Origin of the sequence: Actinokineospora spheciospongiae, from assembly GCF_000564855.1 — a bacterium.
Classification (GTDB): domain Bacteria; phylum Actinomycetota; class Actinomycetes; order Mycobacteriales; family Pseudonocardiaceae; genus Actinokineospora; species Actinokineospora spheciospongiae.
This window is the reverse complement of record NZ_AYXG01000206.1, coordinates 63,208-87,248: the sequence shown is the minus strand read 5'-3', so window position 1 is coordinate 87,248 and position 24,041 is coordinate 63,208. Positions and strand designations below refer to the sequence as shown.

Genomic DNA, 24,041 nt, shown 5'->3' with positions numbered 1-24,041 from the left:
CGGTGCGCTACGCCGCCGCGCAGGGCGAAGGGGTCGAGGCGGCCAGCGCGACGGCCGTGGTGGTCGGTGCGGGCGCGGTCGTGGTGGTGGTCGGCGGTTCCTCGGTGATCGGCGGCCCCTGCGACGCCAGGCGCGTGCCGGAGCATAGGCCGGTTTCGATGACCCGGTCGCTCGCGTCGCCGGAGGCGAAGACCAGGTACGTTTCCCAGACGTTGAGGGAGATCCCGCACGTGGAGCCCGCCACCGACGTGTCGACGTTCACCAGGATCGGTGGCTGTCCCTTGTGGGTCTGCAACCGCAGGACCCGGTAGCGGAACACGTCGTCCTGCGGGCTGTCGGGGTCGGTGCCCGTCAGGGTTTCCTTGCTCAGGACCAAGCCGGTGAAGACGTGGTCCGCCCGGACGTAGCGCGAGCCCTCGCCGCCGGGGAAGCACGAGCAGGCGCCGGCCGAGGTCACGAACACCCCGACGAGCATCGCCAGGGCCGCCAGGACCACCGCGAGCACACGCCCGAACCGCCGCCTGCGCGTCGTGCGAAAAGGGGACACGTCGTTCCTCCATACCCCGCGCCGCATTCCTGCGGCCAGCCTAGGGAGCCGCCGCACGGCGTAGAACCGCCAATCGCAGCAGCGATCGGGAGCCCCGCTCCGGGGTCGTGCGCGGGGTGGGCATGACGCAGATCACTTTACCAGTGCATTACTTTGCTTTGTGAGAACTTTGTGTAACGTCGAGGTCGCACGGAGTCATGACCAGTCCGCCCGAGTCGAGGGGAACTGATCACCTTGGAGGACCTGCCCGTTCTCGCCGCCCAGGCCAGGGTGTGGTTCGCCGAGCAGGCCGCTCCGGGCTCCTACCTCTGGGGTGAGTACGCCGACATCCGCGGTGACCTCGACGCCGACGTGCTGGGCCGGGCGGTGTCGCACGCCGCCGGGGAGGCCGAGGCGCTCGGGGTGGTCTTCTTCGAGCGCGACGGCGAACTGCGCCAGCGCCGCACCGGCCTGCCGGTGGTCGTCGAGCACGTCGACGTGGACGGCGAAGCCGCTGCCCTGCGGTGGATGCGGGGCCGGTTGGCGCGGCCGGTCGACCTCGAGACCGGGCCCGTGTACGGCGCGGCCATCCTGCGGCTGGGTCCGCGGCGGCACTGGCTCTTCCAGTGGGTGCACCACATCGCGCTGGACGGGGTGGGGATGACCCTGCTCTCGGCCAGGATCGCCCGGGTCCACTCCGACCTCACCCGCGGCGCCGTGCCGCCCCCGGTGGACCACCGGCTGGCGCCGCTGCTGGCCGAGGAGGCCGCCTACGAGTCCGGGCCCGACCGGGCGTGGTGGCTGGGGGTGATGGCCGACCGGCCCGACTTCCTCAGCCTCGCCGAGCGGCCCGCCGCCGCCCAGGGCCGCTCGACCCGGCGCACCAGCACCCTCGACCGCGCCGCGTTCGCCGACCTCACCGCCGCCGCGGACCGGCTGGGGCAGCGGTGGAACCGGCTGGTCATCGCCGCCGCCGCGGTGCACCTGCACGCGGTGACCGGCAACCGCGACGTCGTGCTCAGCCTCCCGGTCACCGGGCGCACCGACGCGGCGGGGCGCGGGGTGCCCGCGATGGCCGCCAACGTGCTGCCGCTGCGGGTGGCGGTCGACCCGGGCGCCACCGTGGCCGACCTGGTCGCCGGTGTCGACGCCGCGATCCGCGGGGTGCGGGAGCACCAGCGCTACCGGGGTGAGCGCCTGCGCCGCGACCTGGGGTACGCCGACGACGGGCGCAAGTTCTTCGGCCCGGTGGTCAACATCCAGCGCTTCGACTACGACCTGCGCTTCGGCGCGGCCACCGCGTCGGTGCACAACGTCGTCGCGCCGCCGTCGGAAGACCTCTCGATCGTCGCCTACGACTTCGGCGACGGGACGCTGCGCCTGGACTTCGACGGCAACCCCGCCAACCACCCCGACGCACTGCTCGACGAGGTGCGCGACCGCTTCGGCCACGTCCTGCGCTCCCTCGCCGGGGCCGAGCCGGGCACGCGGGTCGCCGCGCTGCACCTCACCACCCCCACCGAGCGCGAAACCCTGGCGCGGCTGGGGATCGGCCACCCCTCGCGGCCCGGCGGGACGGTCGTCACCGCGTTCGCCGCCCAGCGCGACCGCACCCCCGACGCCGTCGCGGTCCGGTGCGCGGCCACCGGGGGCACCCTGACCTACCGCGTCCTCGACGAGCGCGCCGCCGCCGTGGCCCACCGCCTGCTCCAGGCGGGCACCACCGCCGAGACGCTCGTCGGTGTGCTCCTCGACCGCTCCCCGGACCTCGTGGTGGCGCTGCTGGGCATCCTCAAGGCGGGTGCGGCCTACCTGCCGCTGCACCGGGCGGACCCGGTGCGCCGCCTGCGGGCGTTCACCGCGGGCGTCGATCACCTCGTCGTCGACGCCACCACCCGGGCCGACCCCGTGGCGACCGGGGTGCGCCACCACATCACCGTCGAACCCGGCCCCACCGCGCCCGACGCGGCGACCGCGCCCGACCAGCTCGCCTGCGTCATGGTCACCTCCGGCTCGACCGGCGTCCCCAAGGGCGTGGCGGTCCCGCACGACGCCGTCGCCCGCCTCGCCACCGACCGCGCCTGGGCCGAGGGCGCCGCCGAGCGGTTCCTCCTGCACTCCCCGCACGCCTTCGACGCGGTCACCCTGGAGGTGTGGGTGCCGCTGCTCACCGGCGGCGAGGTCGTCGTCGCCGCGCCCGGCCGCCTCGACGTCGACGCGCTCGCCGAGGTCGTGACCCGCCACCGCGTCACCGGCCTGTGGCTCACCGCGGGCCTGTTCGCCGCGGTGGCCGAGGAGCGGCCGGAGGTGTTCGAGGGGCTGCGCCAGGTCTGGACCGGTGGCGACGTCGTCTCGCCCGCCGCGGTCCGCCGGGTGCGCGGGGCCGAGGTGGTCAACGGCTACGGCCCCACCGAGACCACCGTCTTCGCCACCCGCCACCGCGTCGCGCCGGGGGCGTCGGCCGTGCCCATCGGCCGCCCGATCGACGGCAGGCGCCTGTCGCTGCTCGACGGCGCGCTGCGCCCGGTGCCGCCCGGGGTGGTGGGGGAGTTGTACGTCGGCGGGGCGGGCCTGGCCCGCGGCTACCGGGACGCGCCGGGGCAGACCGCCACCCGGTTCGTCGCCGACCCGACCGGGCCGCCCGGTGCGCGCATGTACCGCACGGGCGACCTGGCGCGCTGGAACCCCGACGGCACCCTGGACTTCGTCGGCCGGGCCGACGGGCAGGTGAAGCTGCGCGGCTTCCGGGTGGAGACCGGTGAGGTCGACGCCGCCTTGGCCGGGCTCCCCGGGGTCGGGCGGGTGGCGACCGTGGTGCGCGAGGACGCCCCGGGGCGGCGGCGGATCGTCTCCTACGTCGTCCTCGCCGACGGCGCCACCCCGCCCGACCGCGCGGCCCTCACCGACCTGCTGCCCGCGTTCATGGTGCCGGAAGAGGTCGTCGTGCTCGACGCGCTCCCGTTGACCCGCAACGGGAAGCTCGACCGCGCAGCCCTCCCCGCCCCCGGCGCCACGACCGCCCCCGCGCCCGCCGCGCAGCCCGGCACCGCCGCGGAGCAGGAGTTGGCGTCCTTGTTCGCCGAGGTGCTGCGGGTGCCCACCGTCGGCGTCGAGCAGGACTTCTTCCGGCTCGGCGGCGACAGCATCACCGCCATTCAGCTCACCGGCCGCGCCCGCCGCGCCGGGTTCACCTTCGGCGTGCCGGACCTGTTCCGCACGCCGACCGTCCGCGCGCTGGCCGCCACCCGCACCGCGGCGCCCCCGCGCGAGGACTCCCCGGAACCCGACTCCCCGGACACCGACGACCTGCCCCTGACCCCGATCATGCACTGGCTGCGCGGGCTCGGCGGCGCGGTCGCGGGCTTCACCCAGTCCGTAGAGGTCTCCCTCCCGCCCGAGGCCCGGGCAGCCCTGCCCGCCGCGCTGCGCGCGCTCGTCGCCCACCACGCGATGCTCCGCGCCCGGCTCGCGGTGACCGACGGCCTGTGGGACTGGCACCTCACCGCCGAACCGGAGTTCCGCCTCGACCACCACGGCGAGGGGGCCGACGCGGCCGGGCTGACCGAGCGGGCGCGCGCCGCACTCGACCCCACCACCGGGCCCGTCCTGCACGCGCTGTGGTTCGACCCCGGCACCCTCGTCCTCGTCGTGCACCACCTCGCCGTCGACGGCGTGAGCTGGCGAATCTTGCTGGAGGACCTGCACACCGCCCTCGACGGCGACCCGCTGCCCCCGGTCGGCACCTCCTTCGCCCGCTGGTCGCGGCTGCTGACCCGGCACAGCGCCCGGGCCCAGTTCCGACACTGGAAGGCGCTCCCGCGCCCGGCCGGGCGATTTCCCGCCCCGGACCCGGCCCTGGACACCGAGACCACCCGCCGGTGGCACCCGAGCACGGTCCCCGACCAGGTGACCGCCGCCCTGGACCGGGCCGCCGAGGTCTTCTCGTGCCCGCTGCACCACCTGCTGCTGACCGCGTTCGCCCTCGCGGTGGGGGAGGGCGGTGACGATCCGGCGGTGTTGCTCGACCTGGAGGGGCACGGCCGCGAGGACATCGCCGGGGGCGTCGACACCACCCGCACCGTCGGCTGGTTCACCACCCTGTTCCCCCTGGTCCTCGACCCCGGCACCACCCTGGCCGACGTCGAGGCCGACCCCGCCCGCCTCGACGACGCGGTGCGCCGGGTGCGGGCCGCGGTCGAGGCGGTGCCCGAGAAGGGGCTGGGGTACGGGCTGCTGCGCCACCTCGACCCGCAGACCGCACCCGTGCTGGCCGCGCGGTCGGACCCGGCGGTGGCGTTCAACCACCTCGGCCGCGTCAGCGGGCTCGGCGACGGCGCGATCGGTTCCTCCATGCCGCCCGACCTGGCCCTGGGGCACGCCCTCGAACTCAACACCGTGATCACCGACGGCCCCCGCCTCACCGCGAACTGGACCTGGGCCGGGCGGCTGCTGCCCGAGGACACCGTCGAGGCGCTCGCCGCGCGGTGGGTCGACGCGCTGCGCCTGCTGGTGGCCCGCGCCGAGGCCCGCGCCACCTACCCGCTCACGCCGCTGGCCCAGGGCATCCTCTTCCACTCCCTGCACGACCACGACGGCGTGGACCCGTACCTGGTTCAGTTCACCTTCGACCTCGCGGGCGACCTCGACCGCACCCGGTTGCGCGGCGCGCTGGACGCGCTGCTGCGCCGCCACCCGCACCTGGCCTCCGGGGTGGAGAACGACGAGACCGGCAGGCCGGTGCACCGGGTGCCGGACAACCCGGTCGTCGAGTGGACCGAGAGCGCCGCACCGGTCGGGCGGTTCCTCGCCGAGGACCGCCGCCGCCGGTTCGACCCGGGCAGGCCGCCGCTGGTGCGCGGCGCGCTGCTGCGCCGCGGCCCCGACCGGCACACCCTCGTGCTCACCACCCACCACCTGCTGGTGGACGGCTGGTCGATGCCGGTGCTGGTCTCCGAGCTGTTCACCCTGTACGCGGGCGGCCAACCACCGCCGCCCACCCCGTACCGCACCTTCCTCGACTGGCTGTCCACACGCGACACCGAGGCGGGCGACCGGGTGTGGCGCGGACTGCTGGCGGGCATTGACGAACCCACCCTCCTCGCGGGCGGCGGGCGCGGCGGTGGGCCGCGCGGGGAGGCGCACCTCGACCTGGGGGCCGCGGCCACCGAGCGGATCGGGCGGCTGGCCCGGGAGCGCGGGATCACCACGAGCACCGTGCTGCGCCTGGCCTTCGCCACCGTGCTCGGCGCGCTGACCGGCCGCGACGACGTGGTGTTCGGCGCCACCGTGTCCGGCAGGCCGCCGGAGCTGCCCGGGGTGGAGCGCGTGCTCGGCCTGATGATCAACACCCTGCCGGTGCGCTGCCGCCTGGACCCGGGGGCGAGCGCGGCGGGGGTGCTGGCCGCCCTGCACGCCCAGCACCTGTCCGTGCTGGAGCACCAGCACGCCGACCTGGCCCGGTTGCCGGGGCTGGCCGGGCACCAGGAGCTGTTCGACGCGGTGCTGGTGTTCGAGAACTACCCGGTCGACGGCACCGCCCTCGGCGCACCCGGCCTGGAGGTCACCGACGCCAGGGGCCTCGACGGCACGCACTACCCGGTGACGCTCATCGTCGTCCCCGGCGACTCGCTGCGGCTGCGCCTCGACCACCGCCGCGACGTGCTCGACCCCACTGCGGCCCGGACGTTCCTCGACCGCGTCGCCGCCGTGCTCGACCGCGTGGCGACCGACCCGGACCGCCCGCTGGCGGAGCTGGACCTGCTCCTGCCCGGCGAGCCCCGCCCCGCGCCCCCCGCCGAGCCCGCCCCGGTCAGGGAGTCCCTTGTGGACCTGTTCGCCGCCCAGGTCCGCGCGCACCCGCACGCCCGGGCGCTGACCTGCGGCGACGACCACCTCACCTACGCGGAGCTGGACCGCCGCGCCAATGGGCTCGCCTCCCGCCTCATCGCCGACGGGGCGGGACCGGGAACCCTGGTCGGCGTCTCGCTGACCCCGTCGTTCGAGCTGGTCGTCGCACTCCTCGCGGTCCTCAAGACCGGCGCCGCCTACCTGCCGCTCGACCCCGCCCACCCGGCGGAACGCCTGCGCCGCATCACCGAGGACGCCGGACCCGTCCTCACCGTCACCCCGGAGACCTTCACCGCCGCCCCCGAGGCCGGGCCCGACCCGGGGGTGCGCGTCGACCCGGGTGCTCCGGCGTACGTGATCCACACCTCCGGGTCCACCGGCACCCCCAAGGGCGTCGTGGTCACCCACCGGAACGTGGTGCGGCTGCTGGCGGTCACCGACCGCCACTTCCGCCACGGTCCCGACGACGTGCACACCCTGTTCCACTCCTTCGCCTTCGACGTGTCGGTGTGGGAGCTGTGGTCGGCGCTGGGGCGGGGTGGGCGGCTGGTGCTGGTGCCGCGCGAGCTGGTCCGCTCCCCGCGCGAATTCCTCGACCTGCTGCGCCGCGAGCGGGTCACCTCGCTGAGCCAGACCCCGTCCGCGTTCGACCAGTTGCTGCGCGCGGAGGCCGAAGACCCCGAGGAGCCCACCGCGTTGTCCGTGCGGCACGTGGTGCTCGCCGGTGAAGCCCTCGACCCGACCCGGGTCCGCCGGTGGCACGGCCCCGGCCGCCCGCTGCTGGTGAACATGTACGGCATCACCGAAACCACCGTGCACACCACCTTCCACGCCCTGCGCGACCCGGACGAGACCCGCGGCGTGGTCGGCGAAGCACTCGACGATCTGCGCGTGCACCTGCTCGACCACGCGCTGCGACCGGTGCCGCCGGGCTGCCCGGGGGAGGTGTACGTGGCCGGTCCCGGTGTCGCGCTGGGCTACCTCGGCAGGCCGGGGCTCACCGCGACCCGGTTCGTCGCCGACCCGTGGGGGCCGCCGGGCGCCCGGATGTACCGCTCCGGTGACCGCGCCCGGCGCCTGCCCGACGGCACGCTGGAGTACCTGGGCCGCACCGACGCGCAGGTGAAGGTGCGCGGCTTCCGGATCGAACCGGCCGAGGTGGAACGGGTCCTCGCCGAGTCGCCCGACGTGGGGCGGGCGGTGGTGCTGCCGCGCGCCGACGCGCTCGTGGCGTACGTGACCGGCACCGCCGACCCGGCCGCGCTGCGCGCGCACGCCGCCCGGGTGCTGCCCGCCCACCTGGTCCCGGCCTTCGTCGTGCCGCTGCCGGAGATCCCGCTGACGGTCAACGGCAAGGTCGACCGGGCCGCCCTGCCCGCGCCCGAGTCCACCGTGCGCCCCGGCCGGGCACCGGAGACCGACGCGGAGCGCCTGGTGTGCCGGGTCTTCGCGGACGCGCTGGGCCTGGCGGCGGTCGGCGCCGACGACAGCTTCTTCGACCTCGGCGGGCACTCGCTGCTGGCGACCAGGGTGGTCAACCTGCTGCGCGACCGCGCGGGCGCCGACCTGCGGCTGCGGACCCTGTTCGACGCGCCCACCCCCGCCGAACTGGCGCGCAGGCTCACCGGCGGCACCGAACGGGTGGCCTTCACCGCGCAGGTGCGCCCCGACCGCGTCCCGCTGTCGACCGCGCAGCGCCGGTTCTGGTTCTTCGACCGGTTCGCCGGACCCAATCCCGTCTACAACATGGCGTTCGCCACCGAACTCGTCGGGCCGCTCGACGCGGGCGCGCTCGCCGCCGCCCTGCGCGACGTCGTCGACCGGCACGAGGTGCTGCGCACCACCGTCTCCGAGGTCACCGACACCGACCCCGAGCCGCACCAGGTGCTCGGCGAAGCCGCCGCCGTGCCGTTCACCGTGCTGGACTCGACCGGGACCGGGTGGCGCGACCTGCTGCGCGCCGAAGCCACGCACTGCTTCGACCTCGTCGCCGAACCGCCCGTGCGGGCCACGCTCGCCCGCACCGCCCCCGACCGGCACGTGCTGCTGCTGCTCCTGCACCACATCGCCGCCGACGGCTGGTCGCTGGCACCCCTCGCCCGCGACCTGTCCACCGCCTACGCCGCCCGGGCCGAAGGCCGGGCACCGCGGTGGCCGGACGAGCCGGTGCAGTACGCGGACTACGCCCTGTGGCAGCGCGGCCTCGACCTCGACGCGGAGCTGGCGCACTGGACCGCGGCGCTGCGCGGGGCACCGGACGCGATCACCCTGCCCACCGACCGGACCAGGCCCGCGCAGTCCGCGCACCGGGGCGAGAGCGTCGCCTTCCACCTCGACGCCGGGCTGCACACCGCGCTCACCGACCTCGCCGCGGCGCACCGGGCCAGCCCGTTCATGGTAGTGCACGCCGCCATCGGGGTCCTGCTGGCCCGGCTCGGGGCGGGCGAGGACATCCCCGTCGGCACGCCCGTGGCGGGCAGGCACGACAGCGCGCTGCACGACGCGGTCGGCTGCTTCGTCAACACCGTCGTGCTGCGCACCGACCTCTCCGGTGACCCCACCTTCGCCGAACTGCTCGGCCGGGTCCGCGAAGCCGACCTGGCCGCCCTGGCCCACCAGCAACTGCCCTTCGAACGGCTCGTCGAGGTGCTGAACCCGCCCCGCTCCGCCGCGCACCACCCGGTCTTCCAGGTGATGCTGGCCTTCCAGGACACCCCGCCGCCGTTGTTCGACCTGCCCGGGATCACCGCCGAACCGGTGGCCCTGCACGGCGGCGCGTCCCGGCTCGACCTGCTGTGGAGCCTGACCCCGCGCAGGGGCGGGGCGGTCGAGGGCATCCTGGAGTACAACACCGAGCTGTTCAGCCCCGCCGCCGCGCGCACGCTCAACACCCGCCTGGAGGTCCTGCTCCGCGCAGCCGTGGCCGAACCGCACACCCGCGTCGGCGACCTGCCGCTGCTCCTCGACGGCGAGGCGCACCGCCTGCTGGGCGGCCGGGACCCGGTCGAGGTCCCCGCCGCCGACGTGCCCGAACTCGTCGCCGAGTGGGTCACCCGCACCCCGGACGCACCCGCCGTGGTGCACGGCGACCGGGTGCTCAGCTACGCCGAACTGGACACGCGCGCTCGGAAGATCGCGGCGGAGTTGGACGGGGTCGGACCCGGTGACCTGGTGGCGCTGTGCCTGCCGCGCGATCCCGACCTGATCGCGGCCATGCTCGCGGTGCTCGCCCTGGGGGCCGCCTACCTGCCGGTGGACCCCGACCAACCGGCCGCCCGGATCGAGTCGCTGCTCGCCGACGCCCGACCCCGGGTCGTGGTCGGCGGCGACCGGGCGGGTGCGGCGGACCCGTCGGTGCTGCCCACGGGCACGGCCTACGTCCTGCACACCTCCGGGTCGACCGGGGCACCCAAGGGCGTGGTGGTGCCCAGGACCGCGCTGGTGAACCTGCTGCTGTCGCTGCGGGCCGAACTCAGCGTGACCGCCGAGGACCGGGTGCTGGCCGCGGCACCGGCGGGGTTCGACATGTCCGTCCCGGAGTTCCTGCTGCCGCTGGTCACCGGGGCGGCCGCGGTGCTCGTCGACGCGGGCACCGTGCGCGACCCGGACGCCCTGCTCGACGTCGTCGAGGAACGGGGTGTCACGGTCATGCAGGCCACGCCGTCGCTGTGGCAGATCCTCGTCGCCCGGCGCCCCGCGGCGCTGCGCGGCCTGCGGGGCGTGGTGGGCGGCGAGGCCGTGCCCGGCGCGCTGGTCGACGAGCTGACCGGGCTCGGCGTCGACACCCTGGCCTGCTACGGGCCCACCGAGACCACCGTCTGGTCGACCACCCGGCGCGGCAGCGCCCCCGGGACAGTCCCGCTGGGACGTCCACTGTGGAACACGGCGTGCCGCGTGCTGGACCGGCGGCTGCGCCCGGTGCCGCCGGGCGTGGTCGGCGAGCTGCACATCGCAGGCGCCGGGGTCGCCACCGGCTACCTGCACCGGCCCGGGCAGACCGCGCAGCGGTTCGTCGCCGACCCGTTCGGCCCGCCCGGCACCCGGATGTACCGCACCGGCGACCTCGCGTCCTGGACGGCGGACGGCGAACTGCGGTTCCACGGCCGCGAGGACGACCAGGTGAAGCTGCGCGGGCACCGCATCGAACTCGGCGAGGTGGAGGCGGTGCTTGGCGCGCACCCCGGGGTCGGCGCCGCCGCGGTCGCGCTGCGCGAGCACGGCCCCGACGACCGCAGGCTGGTCGGGTACGCGGTCCTCACCGGCACGACCACCCCGGACGCCGTGCTCGCCCACGCCGCCGCGCACCTGCCGGAGTACATGGTCCCGGCGCGGGTCGTGGCGCTCGACCGGCTGCCGCTCACCGCCAACGGCAAGCTCGCCAGGGCCGCGCTGCCCGCCCCGGACTGGGCGGCCACCCGGGTCGTGACCCCGCCGTCGACCCTGCGCGAGCAGGTGTTGTGCGGGTTGTTCGCCGAGGTGCTCGGGCTGCCCGCGGTCGGGGCGACGGACAACTTCTTCGCCCTGGGCGGGCACTCGCTGCTGGTGGCACGCCTGGTCGAGCGGATCGGGGCGGTGCTCGGGCAGCGCCCGCGTACCCGGGACGTGTTCGCCGCGGGCACCCCGGCGGGCCTGGCCGCGGCCCTCGGGCGGCCCGAGGAACCCGCCGGGCGGTTCATCCCGTTCCGGGCCGGTGGCACGGGCGCGCCGGTGTTCTGCGTGCACTCCCTGTCCGGCATCAGTTGGCTCTACGCCGGGCTGCTCGGGCACATCGACAGCACCCACCCGGTGTACGGCATCGACGCCGACGACTCCCGCACCCACACCGGCCCCGACTCCATCGAGGAACTGGCGGAGTCCTACGTGGAGGAACTGCTGGCCCGCTTCCCGGACGGGCCCTACCACCTGCTCGGCTGGTCCTTCGGCGGGCTCGTGTCGCACGCCATGGCCATCCGGCTGCGCGCCCGCGGCGCGGAGGTCGGGGTGTCGTTCCTGATCGACCCGCCCGCCCGGTCGGGTGCGGACCTGTCCGACTCCGTCGACGAGCAGCGCGTCTACCGGGTGCTGCTCACCGCCGTGGGCCACCGCGACGACGAGTACCCGCCGGAGCGGCTGACCCACCCCGAGGTGTCCGCGCTGCTGCGGCGCGAGGGCAGCCTGCTCGCCACGTTCACCGAGGACGACGTCGACCGCCTGGTGGCCATGTCCCGCCGCCACGCCCGGCTGATGTCCGGGCACCGGCCCGCGCCCTACCCCGGCGACGCCGTCTACCTGGCCACCACCGGCCCGAGCGCGGTGCCGGGCTGGGTCGACTGGCGCCCGCTCATCGGCGGCCACCTCACCGAACACCTCCTCGACACCGCCCACCACCGCGCCATGCAACCGGTCAACACCCCCGCCGTCGGAGCCTGGCTCAACGCCGCCCTGGCCGCCCACCGCGGGAGGGGAAACCGATGACCGACGACACCTTCCCGCCGGTGCTCGCCGACCTCCCCCCGGGTTCGCGGGTCCTGGTCCGGCTGCCGAACAGCCCGGAACTGGCCCGCACCCTGCTCGGCTGCTTCGACCGCGGGCTCGTCGCGGTGCCGCTGCACCCGCGCGCACCGGACGCGCAGGTCGCCGCGCTGGTGACCCGGGTCGACGCCGCCGCGCTGGTCGACACCGCGGGCGCGCGTCGGGTCGGCGGACCGGACCCGGACGCAGGCCGGGGCGCGGGACGGGCGTTCATCATGTTCACCTCCGGGTCCACCGGGCCGCAGAAGGGCGCGGTGCTCAGCCGGGCCGCCGTGCTGGGCAACACCGCCAAGACCGCCGAGCTGCACGGCATCACCCCGGACCGCCCGCACGGCACGTGCCTGCCGCTGTACCACTGCAACGCACTGGTGCTGTCGCTGCTCGGCACGCACACCACCGGCAGCCCGCTGGTCCTGCACACCGCGTTCGACCCCGCCGGCTACCTCGCCGCCCTCGACCGCGGCGGGGCGCGCACCGCCTCGATGGTGCCCGCCCTGCTCGCCGACCTGGTCGAGGCGGCCCCGCCGTGGCCGGACGCGCTGGACTACCTGGTCACCGCCGCCGCCCCGCTCCCGCGCGCCCTCGCCGCCCGCTTCCACCGGCTCTACGGCGACCGCCTGCGGCAGGGGTACGGGCTCACCGAGGCGGTCAACTTCAGCCTCACCACGCCCCGCCTCACCGGGGCCGACTTCCGCGCCGCCTACCTCGACGCCCACCCACCGGTCGGCGTCCCGCTGCCGGGGACGGAGGTGCGGATCGAGGCCGGGAAGGTGTGGCTGCGCACCCCCGACCTGATGGACGGGTACTGGGACGACCCGGCCGCCACCGCCGCCGCGGTCACCGAGGACGGCTGGCTGCGCACCGGCGACCTCGGCGAATGGCGCGACGGGCTCCTGGTGCTGCGCGGCAGGCGCACCGAGCGGATCGACCGCGGCGGGGAGAAGCACCACCCGGTCGACCTGGAACGCGACTGGGCGCTGCCCGGGGTGTACGCCGCGGTCGCCGTGCCCGAACCCACCCTCGGCCACGACGTCGGCCTCGTGGCCACCGACCAGGCGGTCGACGCCGTCCGCGCGGTCGTCGAGGGGGCCGCGGTCCGACCATCGGTGGTGGCCTTCGGCGGGTACAGGACCACCGCCACCGGCAAGCCGATGCGCACCGCGATGGGCCGCGCGCTGGTGGCCAGGCGCATCTCCCCGAGCCGCTACGAACGGCTCCTCGGCCACGCCGCCGCCTGCGCGGAGGGGATCGACACCGGCACGGACATCGGCAGGCTGGCCGCCCTGGTCCCGCGCTGCCCACCCGTGCGGGCCGACGACGACGACCCGGTGTTCGCCGCGTTCGACCTGCTCCGTGCCCCCCGACCCGACGCCGCGGAGTGCGAGACCTGGCGGCGCCGGGTGCTCGACGCCTGGCCGTTCACCGCCTACCGGGACCTGGCGGGCGCCCCGGTCGAACCGGGCCGGGAAACCACCGTCGACGGGCGGCGGGTGCTCGCCCACACCGGGTCGGCGCTCGACCTGCTGTGGGCCTTCCTCACCGGCGAGTCCGCCGCCGTCGACCGGTGGGCGTGGCTGGCGGCGCGCACCGGCCCGCGCGGCGCCGCCGTCCTGCGGGCCGGGCGGCACGACCTCGGCGGTCTGCTGTGGACCGACCGGACGACCACCCCAGCGAGGTGAGGTGCACCCGATGACCAGGATGAAGCGCTCCCCGGACCACGAGGACGAACACATCGACCTCGCCACGCACACCGACCCCGACCGCAACCGGCTCACCCCGCTGCTGCGGCTGCCGCCGGAACCGGCGCTGGCCGTGGTGACCGCGCTGGCCGCGGTGGTGCGCGAGGCGCACGTCCGCGAACGCGAGTTCCCGACCCCACCAGGAACCCTCAAGCGCGCCCAGGAGTTCGAAGAGGGCGACGTGTACATGGCGGAGGCCCCCTTCGAGGGCTTCTTCGCCGACCGCTACCTGATGGACTTCTACGACGTGCGCGAACGCGGCGTCTGCTCCCGGATGCACCTGCACACCGGCCTGCGGTTCGTGCGGATGATGACCGGCCCCGCCACCACCATCCGCGTCTCCAGCCTGGTCCCCATCACCGTCCTCGACGCCCACTGGCCCGGCACCCCCCTCCTGACCGTTGTCGACGCCCTGCCCGACGCCCCGGTGCCCAGGGAGCGGCACACCGTGGTGGTGCCGGAGAACTCCTGGGTGGACATGCAGATCCCCCGCGGGGTCTCCCACCAGTTCAACGCCGTCGGCCCGCACGCGGTGATCGACTCGGTGCACCCGGAGGAGTCGATCGAAACCCTGCGCGAGGGCATGTCCGGCTACCGGATGATGGCCCAGACGATCTTCCTCGCCGAACAGCGCAGCACCGCGGACCCCTGCACTGAACCGTGACCACGCCGAACGCGGGGGAGCGGACCCCGATGGGTGACCACCCGGCCGCGTGCCCCCCGGCGGCGTCGCGGGCCGTGCGAGAATCCCGACCATGGCCCACCCCGAGGAACTCGCGACCCTGGACCTGCACTCGGTCTGGACCACGGCGGAGGACCTGGGGGCGGTGCTCGACCCGTTCCGCTTCGAGCAGCGGATGGCCGCCTACCGGCTGATGATCCAGAACACCAACCCGGCGGACGCGTTCGGTGCCGACAACCGGCACAACCCCCTGTGGGGCCTGATGTTCCAGCACCAGTGGCAGTTCCGCACCGGCAGGCTCGGCGCGGACACCCAGCGGGACGGGCGGATCGACCCGGATTCGCCGTGGGGCTACGGCAACTACACGCTCAGCGTCATCCCGTGGCTGGGGGCCGCGGCCGCCGGGGTGGTGCCCGCCCTGCCGGTGGCCGACCCGCCGACCCGCTCGCGGTTCCGGTACGTCACCGGCGGGGTCGTACCGGAGGAGTTGGCCGCCGGGGTGGCCGACTGGAGCGCCTACTTCACCCTGGTGCGCGAGGGCGGGGCGGCGGACCCGGAACCGGCGCGCATGGCCCTGTGGAAGGCGCACAAGACGTGCCTGGACGTGGTGGTCGGCGCGCTCGCCGACGTCGACACCACCCCGTGGCCCGATCAGGAGGTCGCGTTCCTGCGCGGTTGGTGCCGGATGGTCGACTACCTGTGGGCGGCGGCCTGGCCGACCGACTTCGCCTTCATGACCGCGCACGGCCTCGACGTGCTGCCCGAGACGCTGCTCGCCGCGCCCGAGGACGTCCGCGCGCTGCCGGGCAAGGCCCGGGGCAACGTCGCCAACATCCTCCGGCTGGCGACCATGCCGAAGTGGCGCTACGACCTCAACCTGTGGCTCTGGAAGCGGGTCATGCGGACCCGCGAGGCCCGCGCCCGGGTGCTGCCACTGCTCGACGCGGTGTTCAACCCGCGGCCGGAGAACGCCGCCGAGCGCCGCAGGCTGCTCGGCCACCTGCTGCGCCCTTGATCCCGGCCGCTGCCCCGGACCCCGGACAGCGGTCTTGCGGCGGCGCGGGTCAGCCGTTGTCCCGGAGGAAGCCGATCAACGCGTCGGCCATCAGGGTCGCCTCTTCGACCGACAGGCCGAGGGTGGTGCCGTGGGCGACGCACTTGCGGTGGAACTCGTCGAGCTTGGCCGCGGGAACCTCGAGGACCGCCGACTTCAGTTGGCCCTTGGGCTTGCGGCGCCACCACCTGCGGCGTTGCAGGCCCACGAAGCCCGCCGCGCCGACGACCTGGGCGACGGTGCTGGTCAGCAGGGGGTACACGACATCGCTGAGGACCTGGGGGTCGATGTTCGAGCCGACCGAGCCGCCGGTCCAGGCCGCCGAGCCGCGGCCAGGGAGGACGCCCTCGTCCCAGGCGTCGGTGACCTGCTCGAAGTGGGGCAGTTGGGTTCGGGCGGCCGCGGTGACCATCGCGCGGGCGGCGTCGACCGCGGGGACCCGCAGGACGTCCGCGCCGCGTCCGCCGGTGGTTCCCGGTCGCGCCATGCCTGTCATCCGACCATCCGATCGTGGTTGCGGGTCTCGCCTGGTCATCGTCGTTCGACCAGGGGGTATTACGGTTCCGGACGATCACGTTCGTCACTGCGGTCACCCGTAACGCGACGCGACCTCGGGTCGACCCCGGGGCATGGTGACTTTGCGCCGGGCGAGTCGGCCGCGGCGGTTGTGGTGGGTCCACCTGCTCGTCCTGCTGATGCTCGCCAGTGCGGGTGCCGGGGCCGCGCAGGCGTTCTTCGAGGTCAACAACCTCGGGGACAACGCCGCCGCCCTGGCCTGCCTGACGGGGACCGGGTTCACGCCGGGGGACAACCCGGTGGGGTGGCAGACCACGGTCGTGCACCTGAAGGACGTGCTCGCGGCGTGCACGGCGGACTACACCGCGCAGCACGGAACGGCCGCGCTGGTCGGCGCGCTGGTGCTCCCCGCGGTGGCCCTGCTCCTCATGCTGGTCGGTGGGTTCGCCGACCGCCGCAGGCTCCACCGCCGGGAGGTCGCGGTGGCGTCCCTGGCCGAGCGGTTCGGAGTCCTGTGCGACAGCCAGGGGCTGGTGGGGCGCTCCCGGCCCAGGCTGGTGCTCGTGCCACCGGCCTCCGGTGTGCGCACCGCCTACACCACGGGTCTGCCGTTGCGGCCGCCGTGGGTGGTGGTGCCCTCGGGGTACGAGCACGCGTCGACCACCGCGTTCGACGTGGTGGTCCTGCACGAACTCGGGCACATCCGGTCTCGGGACCTGCTGTGGGCCTCGGCGGTCTGGTGGACGGGGTGGCTGCTCGTGCCCTCGTTCGTCCTGAGCGTGGCGTCGAGCCTGAAGTTCTCCCTGGTCCTGCGGTACTACAACGGGTCCGTGGTCACGGCGGTCGTCGCGGCGGTTGCCGCCCTGGTGTTGCGGGCCGCCTTGCTCCGGCGTCGCGAGCTGGTGGCGGACGGGTACGCGGCGGAGGCCCTGGGCGATCGCGAAGCCGTCCGGGCGGCTGTTTCCCCGGCCGGGCGGCCGGTTCCCCGGCTGCGCCGGGTCTTCGCCGTGCACCCGACCCCGGAGGAACGGCGGGACATCGGCAAGGCCCGGTTGTGGGAGAGCGGGTTCCTGTTCAGCGCGGCGGCGGGGTTGGCGGCCATGTTCGCCTACCAGTTCGCCCTCCGGCTGTCGCAGGACACCTTCGGCTCGCTGTTCGACGACCAGCGGTGGCCGCTCACGATCTCGGCCGCTCTGGGCGCACTGGTCTGGGCGGTCATCGTGGTGCCCGCCTGGACGCGCCGCGCCGCGGGGCAGGCGGGGTGGGCGGCGCCGTGGGTGGGGTCGATGTGCGGGCTGGTGCTGGGGTTCCTGGCGCACCCGCCCGGTGCGGACTCCAGGATCGCGAGCATCGCGGGGGAGCGCTGGCCGGCCCTGCTGCTGTTCCTGGTCGTCGTGAGCTTCGCGGCCACCGCGTTCGCGATCGGCTGCGCCCGGGTGCCGGGCACCCGCGCCCCACGGCTCGCCCGGGTGGGCGCGGTGGTCGCCGTGGCCGCGGTGCTCGGGGGCGCGATCACCGCCGTGGTTCACAGCACGATCGGTCACGCCATGTTCGAGGACCTCGCCGCGGTGCGGTTCCACCTGGCGTCGACGGGGTTCGACCTCTGGGGCCACACCCCGTGGGTGGTGTTGGCGGGTGCGCTCCTGATCGCGTCGGGGAAGCGGCCCGCGGAGTGGTCGGTCGTGCGCCAGTGCTCGGGAGTCGTCCTGCTCACCGGCACGGTGGGTGGTGTGGTCGCGGGCCTGTCACTGGTGCTGCGCTACAGCGACGACGTGGACCGGCGGACGTTCCTCGTCTCCCAGATGTGGTGGGTCAGCGCGCTGGTCGGGGTCGTGGCCCTGCTCGCCGCGCTGGTGGTGGGCAGGTCGGTGCCGACCGCGGTGGCCACCTCGGTGCTGGCTGTGCTGTGGGCGGGTCTGGTGCAGTACGCGGTGACCTTCGCCGACGGCATCGGTCGCAACGGGAACATGCTGTGGGCTTCTGTGCGGAACCCCGCCTGGTCGTCGTTCGTGGCGCTCCTGGTGTGCGCGCCGGTCGCGCTCGTCGTGAGCGCTTTGACCAGGCGCTCCCACCGCGGGCCCCGCGCGTTCGCGTGGGGCCCGCTCGCGGGCCTGGCCACCGCCGGTCTGGCTCTGCTCCTGGTCGGTGGGTTCCTGGCCCCGGTGACCGTGCGGGAAGACGACACCCGGTTCAGCCTGGCCGCCTTGGCCCAGCAGTCCCCGGAGCCGCTTCCCGCCGTCCCGGGGACGGCCGATCCCGGTCGGCCGCTGGACGGCGCGACAGCGACCGCGGCGCTCTCCGGCCTCCCGGCGCTGATGCCCCGACCGTTCGAGGCGGAGGAGCCGTCGCAGCCCACCACGAGGGTGACCTTCCAACCGGAGTCGTGCGACGACGTGATCGCGGAGGGGGCGGCGGAGGAGGCGGCCTCAGCGCCAGCGGTGAGGCTGGAGAAGGCGTACAGCGTGACCGCCCAAGGCACGGTCGGTGACATGGACGTCAACGTGGTCTTGGAGTCCCACACCGATCCCCAGGACCTCTCCGGCATCGACCGGGAGGTCGCGGCCTGCTCGGAGTACCGGCTCCCGGCGGTGGGCTTCGACACCCCGTACTGGGACGGGACCATGCGGCTCCTGCCGAGCACCGGACAGCCCCACCCGAGCAGGGCCGTGTCCCTCACCCAGACCGCCGTCAAGAGCGGCCGGACGGCGGTCTTCGTGTTCCGGCAGAACGCCGTCGCGGTCGGGCACAACGTCCTCCGGATCGCCATCGGCTACGGGTATGTCGAGACCCCACCCACCGCCACTGTCCGGACCGCGGAGGCGCTGATGACTTCGATCACCGCCGACGTTGTGCGGCGATTGGGGCGCTGAGCCCCCGGAGGTTGCGGGTTCGGCCAAGCCCGATCCCGCCGGTCGGCGGAGTGACGGGCGGCTGATCGCCGTCGCGGGGGCGAGACGAGCGTCCCGGGCCGGATCGGGGGAGTCCCGGCCCGGGCTGTCACACGATGGTGCGGCGGTGTGCGCTCACGCACTCGCCTCGTTGACCAGTTCGATCAGGGCGTCGGCCGCCGGGCCCGAGGAGGCGGGGTTCTGCCCGGTGATCAGCAGGCCGTCCCGGACCACGTGGGGTGCCCAGTCGTCGGTCTTGGAGTAGGTGCCGCCGAGGCGCTTGAGTTCGTCCTCGACGAGGAAGGGGACGATGTCGGTGAGGGCGACGCCGTCCTCTTCGGAGTTGGCGAACCCCGTGACGTCCCTGCCCCGCACCAGGGGGGTGCCGTTCTCGTCGACGGTGTGGCGCAGGACGCCGGGGGCGTGGCAGACCAGGGCGAGCGGCTTGCCCTGGCGCAGGGTGGTCTCGATCAGGCGGGCGGAGTCGGCGTCCTCGGCCAGGTCCCACAGCGGGCCGTGGCCGCCGGGGTAGAAGACCGCGTCGAAGTCGTCGACGGAGATCGAGTCGAGGCGCGCGGTGTTCGAGAGGGCCGCGGTCGCCTCCGCGTCGGTCTCGAACCGGCGGGTCTGCTCCGTCTGGAAGTCCGGCTCGTTGCTCTTGGGGTCCAGTGGCGGCTTGCCGCCCTCGGGGGAGGCGAGCGTGATCTCCCAGCCCGCTTCCGCGAAGCGGTAGTACGGCGCGGCGAGTTCCTCCAGCCAGAACCCGGTCTTGCGGCCGGTGTCGCCGAGTTCGTCGTGCGAGGTCAAGACGATGAGAACGCACATGTCCTGTTTCTCCTGGTGATGTCGAGTGGCGTGAGACCGCGTCCGAACCGCGAGGCGCGTGCCGCTGGCCTACTTCGACGAATACCTCGCGACCATGGACGCGATCGTCGCCGACACGGGCAAGAGCGCCGCGGAGCGCCTGATGGGGTACTGGCGCAACTTCCACGACACCCAGGCCGTGGGGGACTGCCAGGGCGGTTGCCTGGTCGTCAAGCTCGCCGCGGAGATCGCCGACCTCTCCGAGGTGATGCGGGTGGCGACGAAGGTCGGGACGACGGCGGTCCTCGACCGGCTGGAGCGGATGATCGCCGACGGTGTCGCGGACGGTTCCGTGTCCATCGACGGCACTCCCCGCGCGACGGCTGAAACCCTCTACGACCTGTGGATCGGAGCGAGCGTGATGGCGAAGATCCACCGCGGTCCGGACCACCTCGACCGCGCCACGGCTGTCACGCGCCAGGTCCTCCACATCTGAACGACCCTGCCGCCCGCGGTGCCCCTGCCCGGCATGCCGTCGAACCGATCGGCGACCAGCACCCCGCCTGCTGACAGCCGCGAGGAGCCACACCCGGGCGCTTCGAGGGGCGGGACAACTTCCGGCTCCTCGAACGCCGGTGGTGGTGGAGTAGAAGGCCACCCACGAACGCCTCGACGGTCGCCCGGCCTCGCAGACCACTGTGGACACCGGGCTGTCGAGCGCGGCGACCTCCAGCCCCGGGTGGTCGTCGAGCCGTGCCCGCACCTGTTCGGCGGACAGCGCCACGACCGCCATCGTGCCGGTGCCCGCCGGCGCGGCGAGCGCCCGCGGGCAGCAGCCGGTCAGGTCGTCTTGTTCTTCGCCGTGTTGAACACGTCCAGGACGTAGCTGTCGAAGTAGGGGCTGTAGTTCTTGTCGTTCCACAGGTACGCGACCACGCCGTTGACGTTGCCGAACTTCACCGCGTTGCTGTACTGGTGGATCATCGGGGCACCGCTGGCGCCCCCGGGCAGCCCGCAGTAGACCTTCACCTGCGCGGCCGCGGCCCAGTGCATGTCCGCCTGGCAGTAGATCTGGTCCTTGCCGTTGTACTGGCCCGTCCCGGGGTAGGCCAGCACGGTGACCGCGTTCTGCTTGCTGGAGTTGACCAGGAGGCCGTTGCCGCCGGTCTTGTGCACGAGGTTCTCACCGTCGAGCTTGCGGACGTTGACGAAGGCGAAGTCCCACCAGTTGTAGCTGTGCGAGGTCCAGCCCTTGGTGGCGTGGAAGTACTTCGCCGAGAACTTGCCGAGGTGGGCGATGCCGTCCTGGAACCCGGGCGCGTACATCCAGTTGTCGTACTGGTGGCCGTTCTTGCCGCCGTGGACGCAGTGCGCGGCGGTGGACACGACGTTCTTCGCGGTGCTGTTGATCGTGCTGCCGGAGCACACGTAGTCGTCGAGGGTCACCGGGTCGCGGAAGAAGACCTTGCCCGCGCCGGGGGAGAGCACCACCGACCGCGTGCCTGCGGACCGAACGGCCGCGAGGGGGCCGACCGGCGCGGACGCGGTCTCCTCCGGGCCCGTGTTCTCCGGGTGGTCCAGGCGTTCCAGTTCCGGGTCGTCGACGACCCCCGGGTCCGCGACCGGCTTCGCCGCGCGCATCCGCTCGGGCGTCCAGTAGGCGTCGATCAGCCGCTGCGCGACGGCGTCGTCCTCGACGACCTGGCCGTTGATGAGCGCTGCCGTCTCGACCACGGTGCTCGAGGGGACGTCCACCGCGGCGTGGGCGGGTGCCGCCGCGAGGCACACCGCGAGCAGCGCCACGACCGGCACTGTGTGGAATCTGGGAATCACCGTTCACTCCTCAGTCAGGGTCGGTGCGCGCTCGGGACGGCCGCGCACCCAGGGGCGGAGTCGGTCATCCGCTCACCTCCCCAGTCGTGGGAGAACCCGCCGGGGTGAGGGGGTCGGGTGGAAAATGCCCCGAAAGGCCCAGCGGTGGTGGCGACCGCCGCGGTCCGACGGTGGTTCCGAGGAGGGGTGCCGCCGGAACGACGTGGGTCAGCGGGTGCGGACACCGTTCCGGCGGCACGACCGCCTACCAGGCCACCGGGAGTTCGGCGATGCCGCCGCCCAACTGGAGGTCGCTGATCATGGGGATGTCGTCGATCGGGACCGCGAGGCGGTAGTCGGGGATGCGGGTGAACAGCGCGGACAGGACCTCGCGGATCTCCAGGCGGGCCAGCGGGGCGCCGATGCAGTACCAGCTCCCGTAGCTGAAGGCCATGTGCGGGTTGGGGGAGCGGGTGACGTCGAAGCGCTCCGGGAACTCGAAGACCAGGTCGTCGAAGCCCGCCGCGTAGTGGTCGGACAGGACGAGGTCGCCGGTGCGGATGGTGACCCCGGCGATGTCGATGTCGGCGCTGGCGTAGCGGGGCTGGCAGGACTCGCTGGTCTTGCTCATCCGGACCACCTCCTCGACCGCGCCCGCCATCAGGTCGGGGTCGGCGATCACCAGCTCGCGCTGCTCGGGGTGCTCGGCGAACAGCGCGATGCCCGCGCTGAGGTTCTTGGGCGTCACCAGGTAGGAGAAGCTGGTGATGGCGATCAGCTTGGTGACGAAGTCGTCGTCGATCCCGGCCTCGCACAGTGCGGAGATCAGGTCGTCGCCCGGTGTGGCCTTCTTGTACCGCACCAGCTCCAGGAGGTAGTCGAACAGGACGAGCTGGCCGCCCTCGGCCTTGTCGCTGTCGGCGACGTCGCCCGCGGTGGACAGCATCACCATGAACCGCTCCGGGTCCGGCAGCCCCAGCAGGTCGCAGAGGACGAGGAACGACACCGGCACCGACAACTGCCGGTGCAGGTCGGCGGGCGAGCCGGTGGCGAGGATGCCGTCGAGCAGTTCGTTGACGCGCTCGACGATGCCCGCCTGCAACGCCTTCATCCGCTTCGCCGAGAAGTGCGGGGTCAGCGAGGTCCGCATCCGGGTGTGGATCTGCGCGGCGACGGCCGGGTCGTTGCTCAGGACACCCATGTCGAACAGGGGGTTGTCCAGGTAGCGCGGCCGGTTCGCCGTGTCCTTGTGCGACGCGCCGAGGCGGTCGTCGAGCAGCAACTGCCGCAGTTCCGCGTAGCGGGTCACCAGCCAGGCCTCGTCACCGGCGAGCGTGCGCACCTTGACGACCGGGCCGAGGTCGCGGGCCTCGCGGATCATCGAGTTCAGCCTGCCGATGACCGGCCGCTGGGCGCCGAGCCAAGGCAGGTCCTTCGTCGTGGTCATCCGTGCCTCCGAGCGGGGTTGTGGGACGTTCACCAGGTGATGACGAGTCGGTCCATCGTGGAGCTGAGCCGGGCCTGGTCCTTGCCGCCCGCGCGCTCGGCCACGTCGGGCAGGCGCAGCGTGGGGAACCGGGCCAGCAGCGCCCGGACCGCGATGGCCAGCTCCATCCGGGCCAGCGGCGCGCCGAGGCAGTGCCAGACGCCGTGCGCGAACGCCAGGTGCGGGTTGGACTCCCTGGTGAAGTCGATCTCGTCGGGGTTGTCGAAGGCCCGTTCGTCGAAGTTCGCCAGCGCGAAGTCGGGCAGCACGAGGTCCCCGGCGCGGATGGTCACCCCGGCGATCTCGATGTCCTCCGCGGCGTAGTGCGGGTGCGCGCCGCCGCCGTAGGTGGCGGTGCGCAGCAGTTCCTCCACGGCGGCCGGGACGAGGTCGGTGTCCTCGATCAGCGCGTCCCGCAGGTGCGGGTTCGCCGCCAGCCTGCCGAGGCCGTAGCCGACGCTGTTGGACACGCTGTCGCCGCCCGCGAAGATGAGCATGGTGCCCAGCCGCGCCACCTCGTCGTCGGACAGGCCCGCCCCGATCAACCCGGACAGCACGTCCTCACCCGGCTCCGCGCGCTTGCCGACGAGCAGTTCCCGCAGGTACTGGCCCACCTTGGTGGTGTACCGCGCGGCGTGGTCCCCCTCGGCGTCGATGGTGGCCATCTCGTAGAGCATGCCGTGCAGCGCCGCCCAGTCCTCGTCCGGGACGCCGACGAACGCGCACAGCACCCGCATCCCCATCGGCACGGAGAACTGCTGCTGCAACTCCACCGGGGGCGTGCGGGCGGCCATCGCCTCCACGAGTTCGTCCACGATCGACACCACGACCGGTTCCATCCGCCGCATCGAGGAGCGGGAGAAGAACGGGGTGAGCGCGGCCCGGAAGCTGGCGTGGTCGATCGGCTCGGACCGGACCATGTCGAAGATGGGGCTCTGCACGTACTGCGCCGCGTTGTCCGGGTCGGGGTGCGACCGCACGAGCTTGCGGTCCACCAGCAGCGCGCGGATCTCCGCGTGCTGCACCACCAGCCACGCCTCGTCACCCGCGGGGGTGCGGACCTTCCAGATCGGTCTGCCCGCCTGGAGTTCCCGGAGGTAGTCGTTGCGCCCGAACAGGGGCGAGAACATCTCGGTCATCCTCGGCAGTTCATCGGCTGAGGTCACGGTCGTTCCT

At 74.0% G+C, this 24,041-nt stretch carries 12 protein-coding genes; 6 read left to right on the top strand and 6 right to left on the bottom strand.

The features are described from left to right. Nucleotides 1-7: 7 nt before the first annotated feature. Nucleotides 8-547, bottom strand: coding sequence for a hypothetical protein (locus UO65_RS26135; RefSeq protein WP_233427845.1), 540 nt, complete (start codon nucleotides 545-547; stop codon nucleotides 8-10). A 234-nt stretch (nucleotides 548-781) separates the two neighbouring features. Here UO65_RS26135 and UO65_RS26130 point away from each other — a divergent pair, with 234 nt between their 5' ends. From UO65_RS26130 to UO65_RS26115, 4 genes are all read left to right on the top strand, one after another. After that, nucleotides 782-11,827, top strand: a complete 11,046-nt coding sequence (locus tag UO65_RS26130) for a non-ribosomal peptide synthetase (RefSeq protein WP_052021793.1) — start codon at nucleotides 782-784, stop codon at nucleotides 11,825-11,827. Further along, entirely contained in the window at nucleotides 11,824-13,563 is a 1,740-nt protein-coding gene (locus tag UO65_RS26125; protein ID WP_035287549.1) for a class I adenylate-forming enzyme family protein, read from the top strand. The genes UO65_RS26130 and UO65_RS26125 overlap by 4 nt, the downstream gene beginning before the upstream one ends. A gap of 10 nt (nucleotides 13,564-13,573) precedes the next feature. Beyond that, the gene (locus UO65_RS26120) at nucleotides 13,574-14,287 is read left to right on the top strand and encodes a hypothetical protein (RefSeq protein ID WP_200873469.1); all 714 of its coding nucleotides are present in this window, start codon (nucleotides 13,574-13,576) and stop codon (nucleotides 14,285-14,287) included. 91 nt (nucleotides 14,288-14,378) lie between these two features. After that, nucleotides 14,379-15,320: a Leg1-related protein gene (locus UO65_RS26115; RefSeq protein WP_035287548.1), complete on the top strand. Its 942-nt coding sequence runs from the start codon at nucleotides 14,379-14,381 to the stop codon at nucleotides 15,318-15,320. Nucleotides 15,321-15,369: 49 nt separating this feature from the next. Here the strand turns inward: UO65_RS26115 and UO65_RS26110 are convergent, their stop codons facing one another. Beyond that, on the bottom strand, nucleotides 15,370-15,846 hold the full coding sequence (locus UO65_RS26110) for a hypothetical protein (protein WP_035287546.1): 477 nt from the start codon (nucleotides 15,844-15,846) through the stop codon (nucleotides 15,370-15,372). A 142-nt stretch (nucleotides 15,847-15,988) separates the two neighbouring features. Here UO65_RS26110 and UO65_RS26105 point away from each other — a divergent pair, with 142 nt between their 5' ends. Then, entirely contained in the window at nucleotides 15,989-18,745 is a 2,757-nt protein-coding gene (locus UO65_RS26105) for a M48 family metalloprotease (protein WP_152552279.1), read from the top strand. A 153-nt stretch (nucleotides 18,746-18,898) separates the two neighbouring features. Here the strand turns inward: UO65_RS26105 and UO65_RS26100 are convergent, their stop codons facing one another. After that, nucleotides 18,899-19,588: a type 1 glutamine amidotransferase domain-containing protein gene (locus tag UO65_RS26100; protein ID WP_035287542.1), complete on the bottom strand. Its 690-nt coding sequence runs from the start codon at nucleotides 19,586-19,588 to the stop codon at nucleotides 18,899-18,901. A gap of 58 nt (nucleotides 19,589-19,646) precedes the next feature. On the opposite strand from UO65_RS26100, the gene UO65_RS26095 reads away from it, so the two are divergent. Beyond that, nucleotides 19,647-20,063 (top strand): TetR family transcriptional regulator C-terminal domain-containing protein, encoded by a 417-nt coding sequence (locus UO65_RS26095; RefSeq protein WP_052021792.1) that lies wholly within the window; start codon nucleotides 19,647-19,649, stop codon nucleotides 20,061-20,063. Between the two features lie 344 nt (nucleotides 20,064-20,407). Here the strand turns inward: UO65_RS26095 and UO65_RS26090 are convergent, their stop codons facing one another. The 3 genes from UO65_RS26090 to UO65_RS26080 form a co-directional block, all read right to left on the bottom strand. Continuing rightward, the gene (locus tag UO65_RS26090) at nucleotides 20,408-21,370 is read right to left on the bottom strand and encodes a trypsin-like serine peptidase (protein WP_152552278.1); all 963 of its coding nucleotides are present in this window, start codon (nucleotides 21,368-21,370) and stop codon (nucleotides 20,408-20,410) included. A gap of 274 nt (nucleotides 21,371-21,644) precedes the next feature. After that, nucleotides 21,645-22,826: a cytochrome P450 gene (locus tag UO65_RS26085; RefSeq protein ID WP_035287537.1), complete on the bottom strand. Its 1,182-nt coding sequence runs from the start codon at nucleotides 22,824-22,826 to the stop codon at nucleotides 21,645-21,647. A 29-nt stretch (nucleotides 22,827-22,855) separates the two neighbouring features. Beyond that, nucleotides 22,856-24,031: a cytochrome P450 gene (locus tag UO65_RS26080; protein WP_152552277.1), complete on the bottom strand. Its 1,176-nt coding sequence runs from the start codon at nucleotides 24,029-24,031 to the stop codon at nucleotides 22,856-22,858. Nucleotides 24,032-24,041 lie beyond the last annotated feature (10 nt).

Bases quoted from the DNA above. Each gene is read 5' to 3' on its own strand.
- UO65_RS26125 (WP_035287549.1), top strand. From the start codon at position 11,824: ATGACCGACGACACCTTCCCGCCGGTGCTCGCCGACCTCCCCCCGGGT.
- UO65_RS26120 (WP_200873469.1), top strand. From the start codon at position 13,574: ATGACCAGGATGAAGCGCTCCCCGGACCACGAGGACGAACACATCGAC.
- UO65_RS26115 (WP_035287548.1), top strand. From the start codon at position 14,379: ATGGCCCACCCCGAGGAACTCGCGACCCTGGACCTGCACTCGGTCTGG.
- UO65_RS26110 (WP_035287546.1), bottom strand. From the start codon at position 15,846: ATGGCGCGACCGGGAACCACCGGCGGACGCGGCGCGGACGTCCTGCGG.
- UO65_RS26105 (WP_152552279.1), top strand. From the start codon at position 15,989: ATGGTGACTTTGCGCCGGGCGAGTCGGCCGCGGCGGTTGTGGTGGGTC.
- UO65_RS26100 (WP_035287542.1), bottom strand. From the start codon at position 19,588: ATGTGCGTTCTCATCGTCTTGACCTCGCACGACGAACTCGGCGACACC.
- UO65_RS26085 (WP_035287537.1), bottom strand. From the start codon at position 22,826: ATGACCACGACGAAGGACCTGCCTTGGCTCGGCGCCCAGCGGCCGGTC.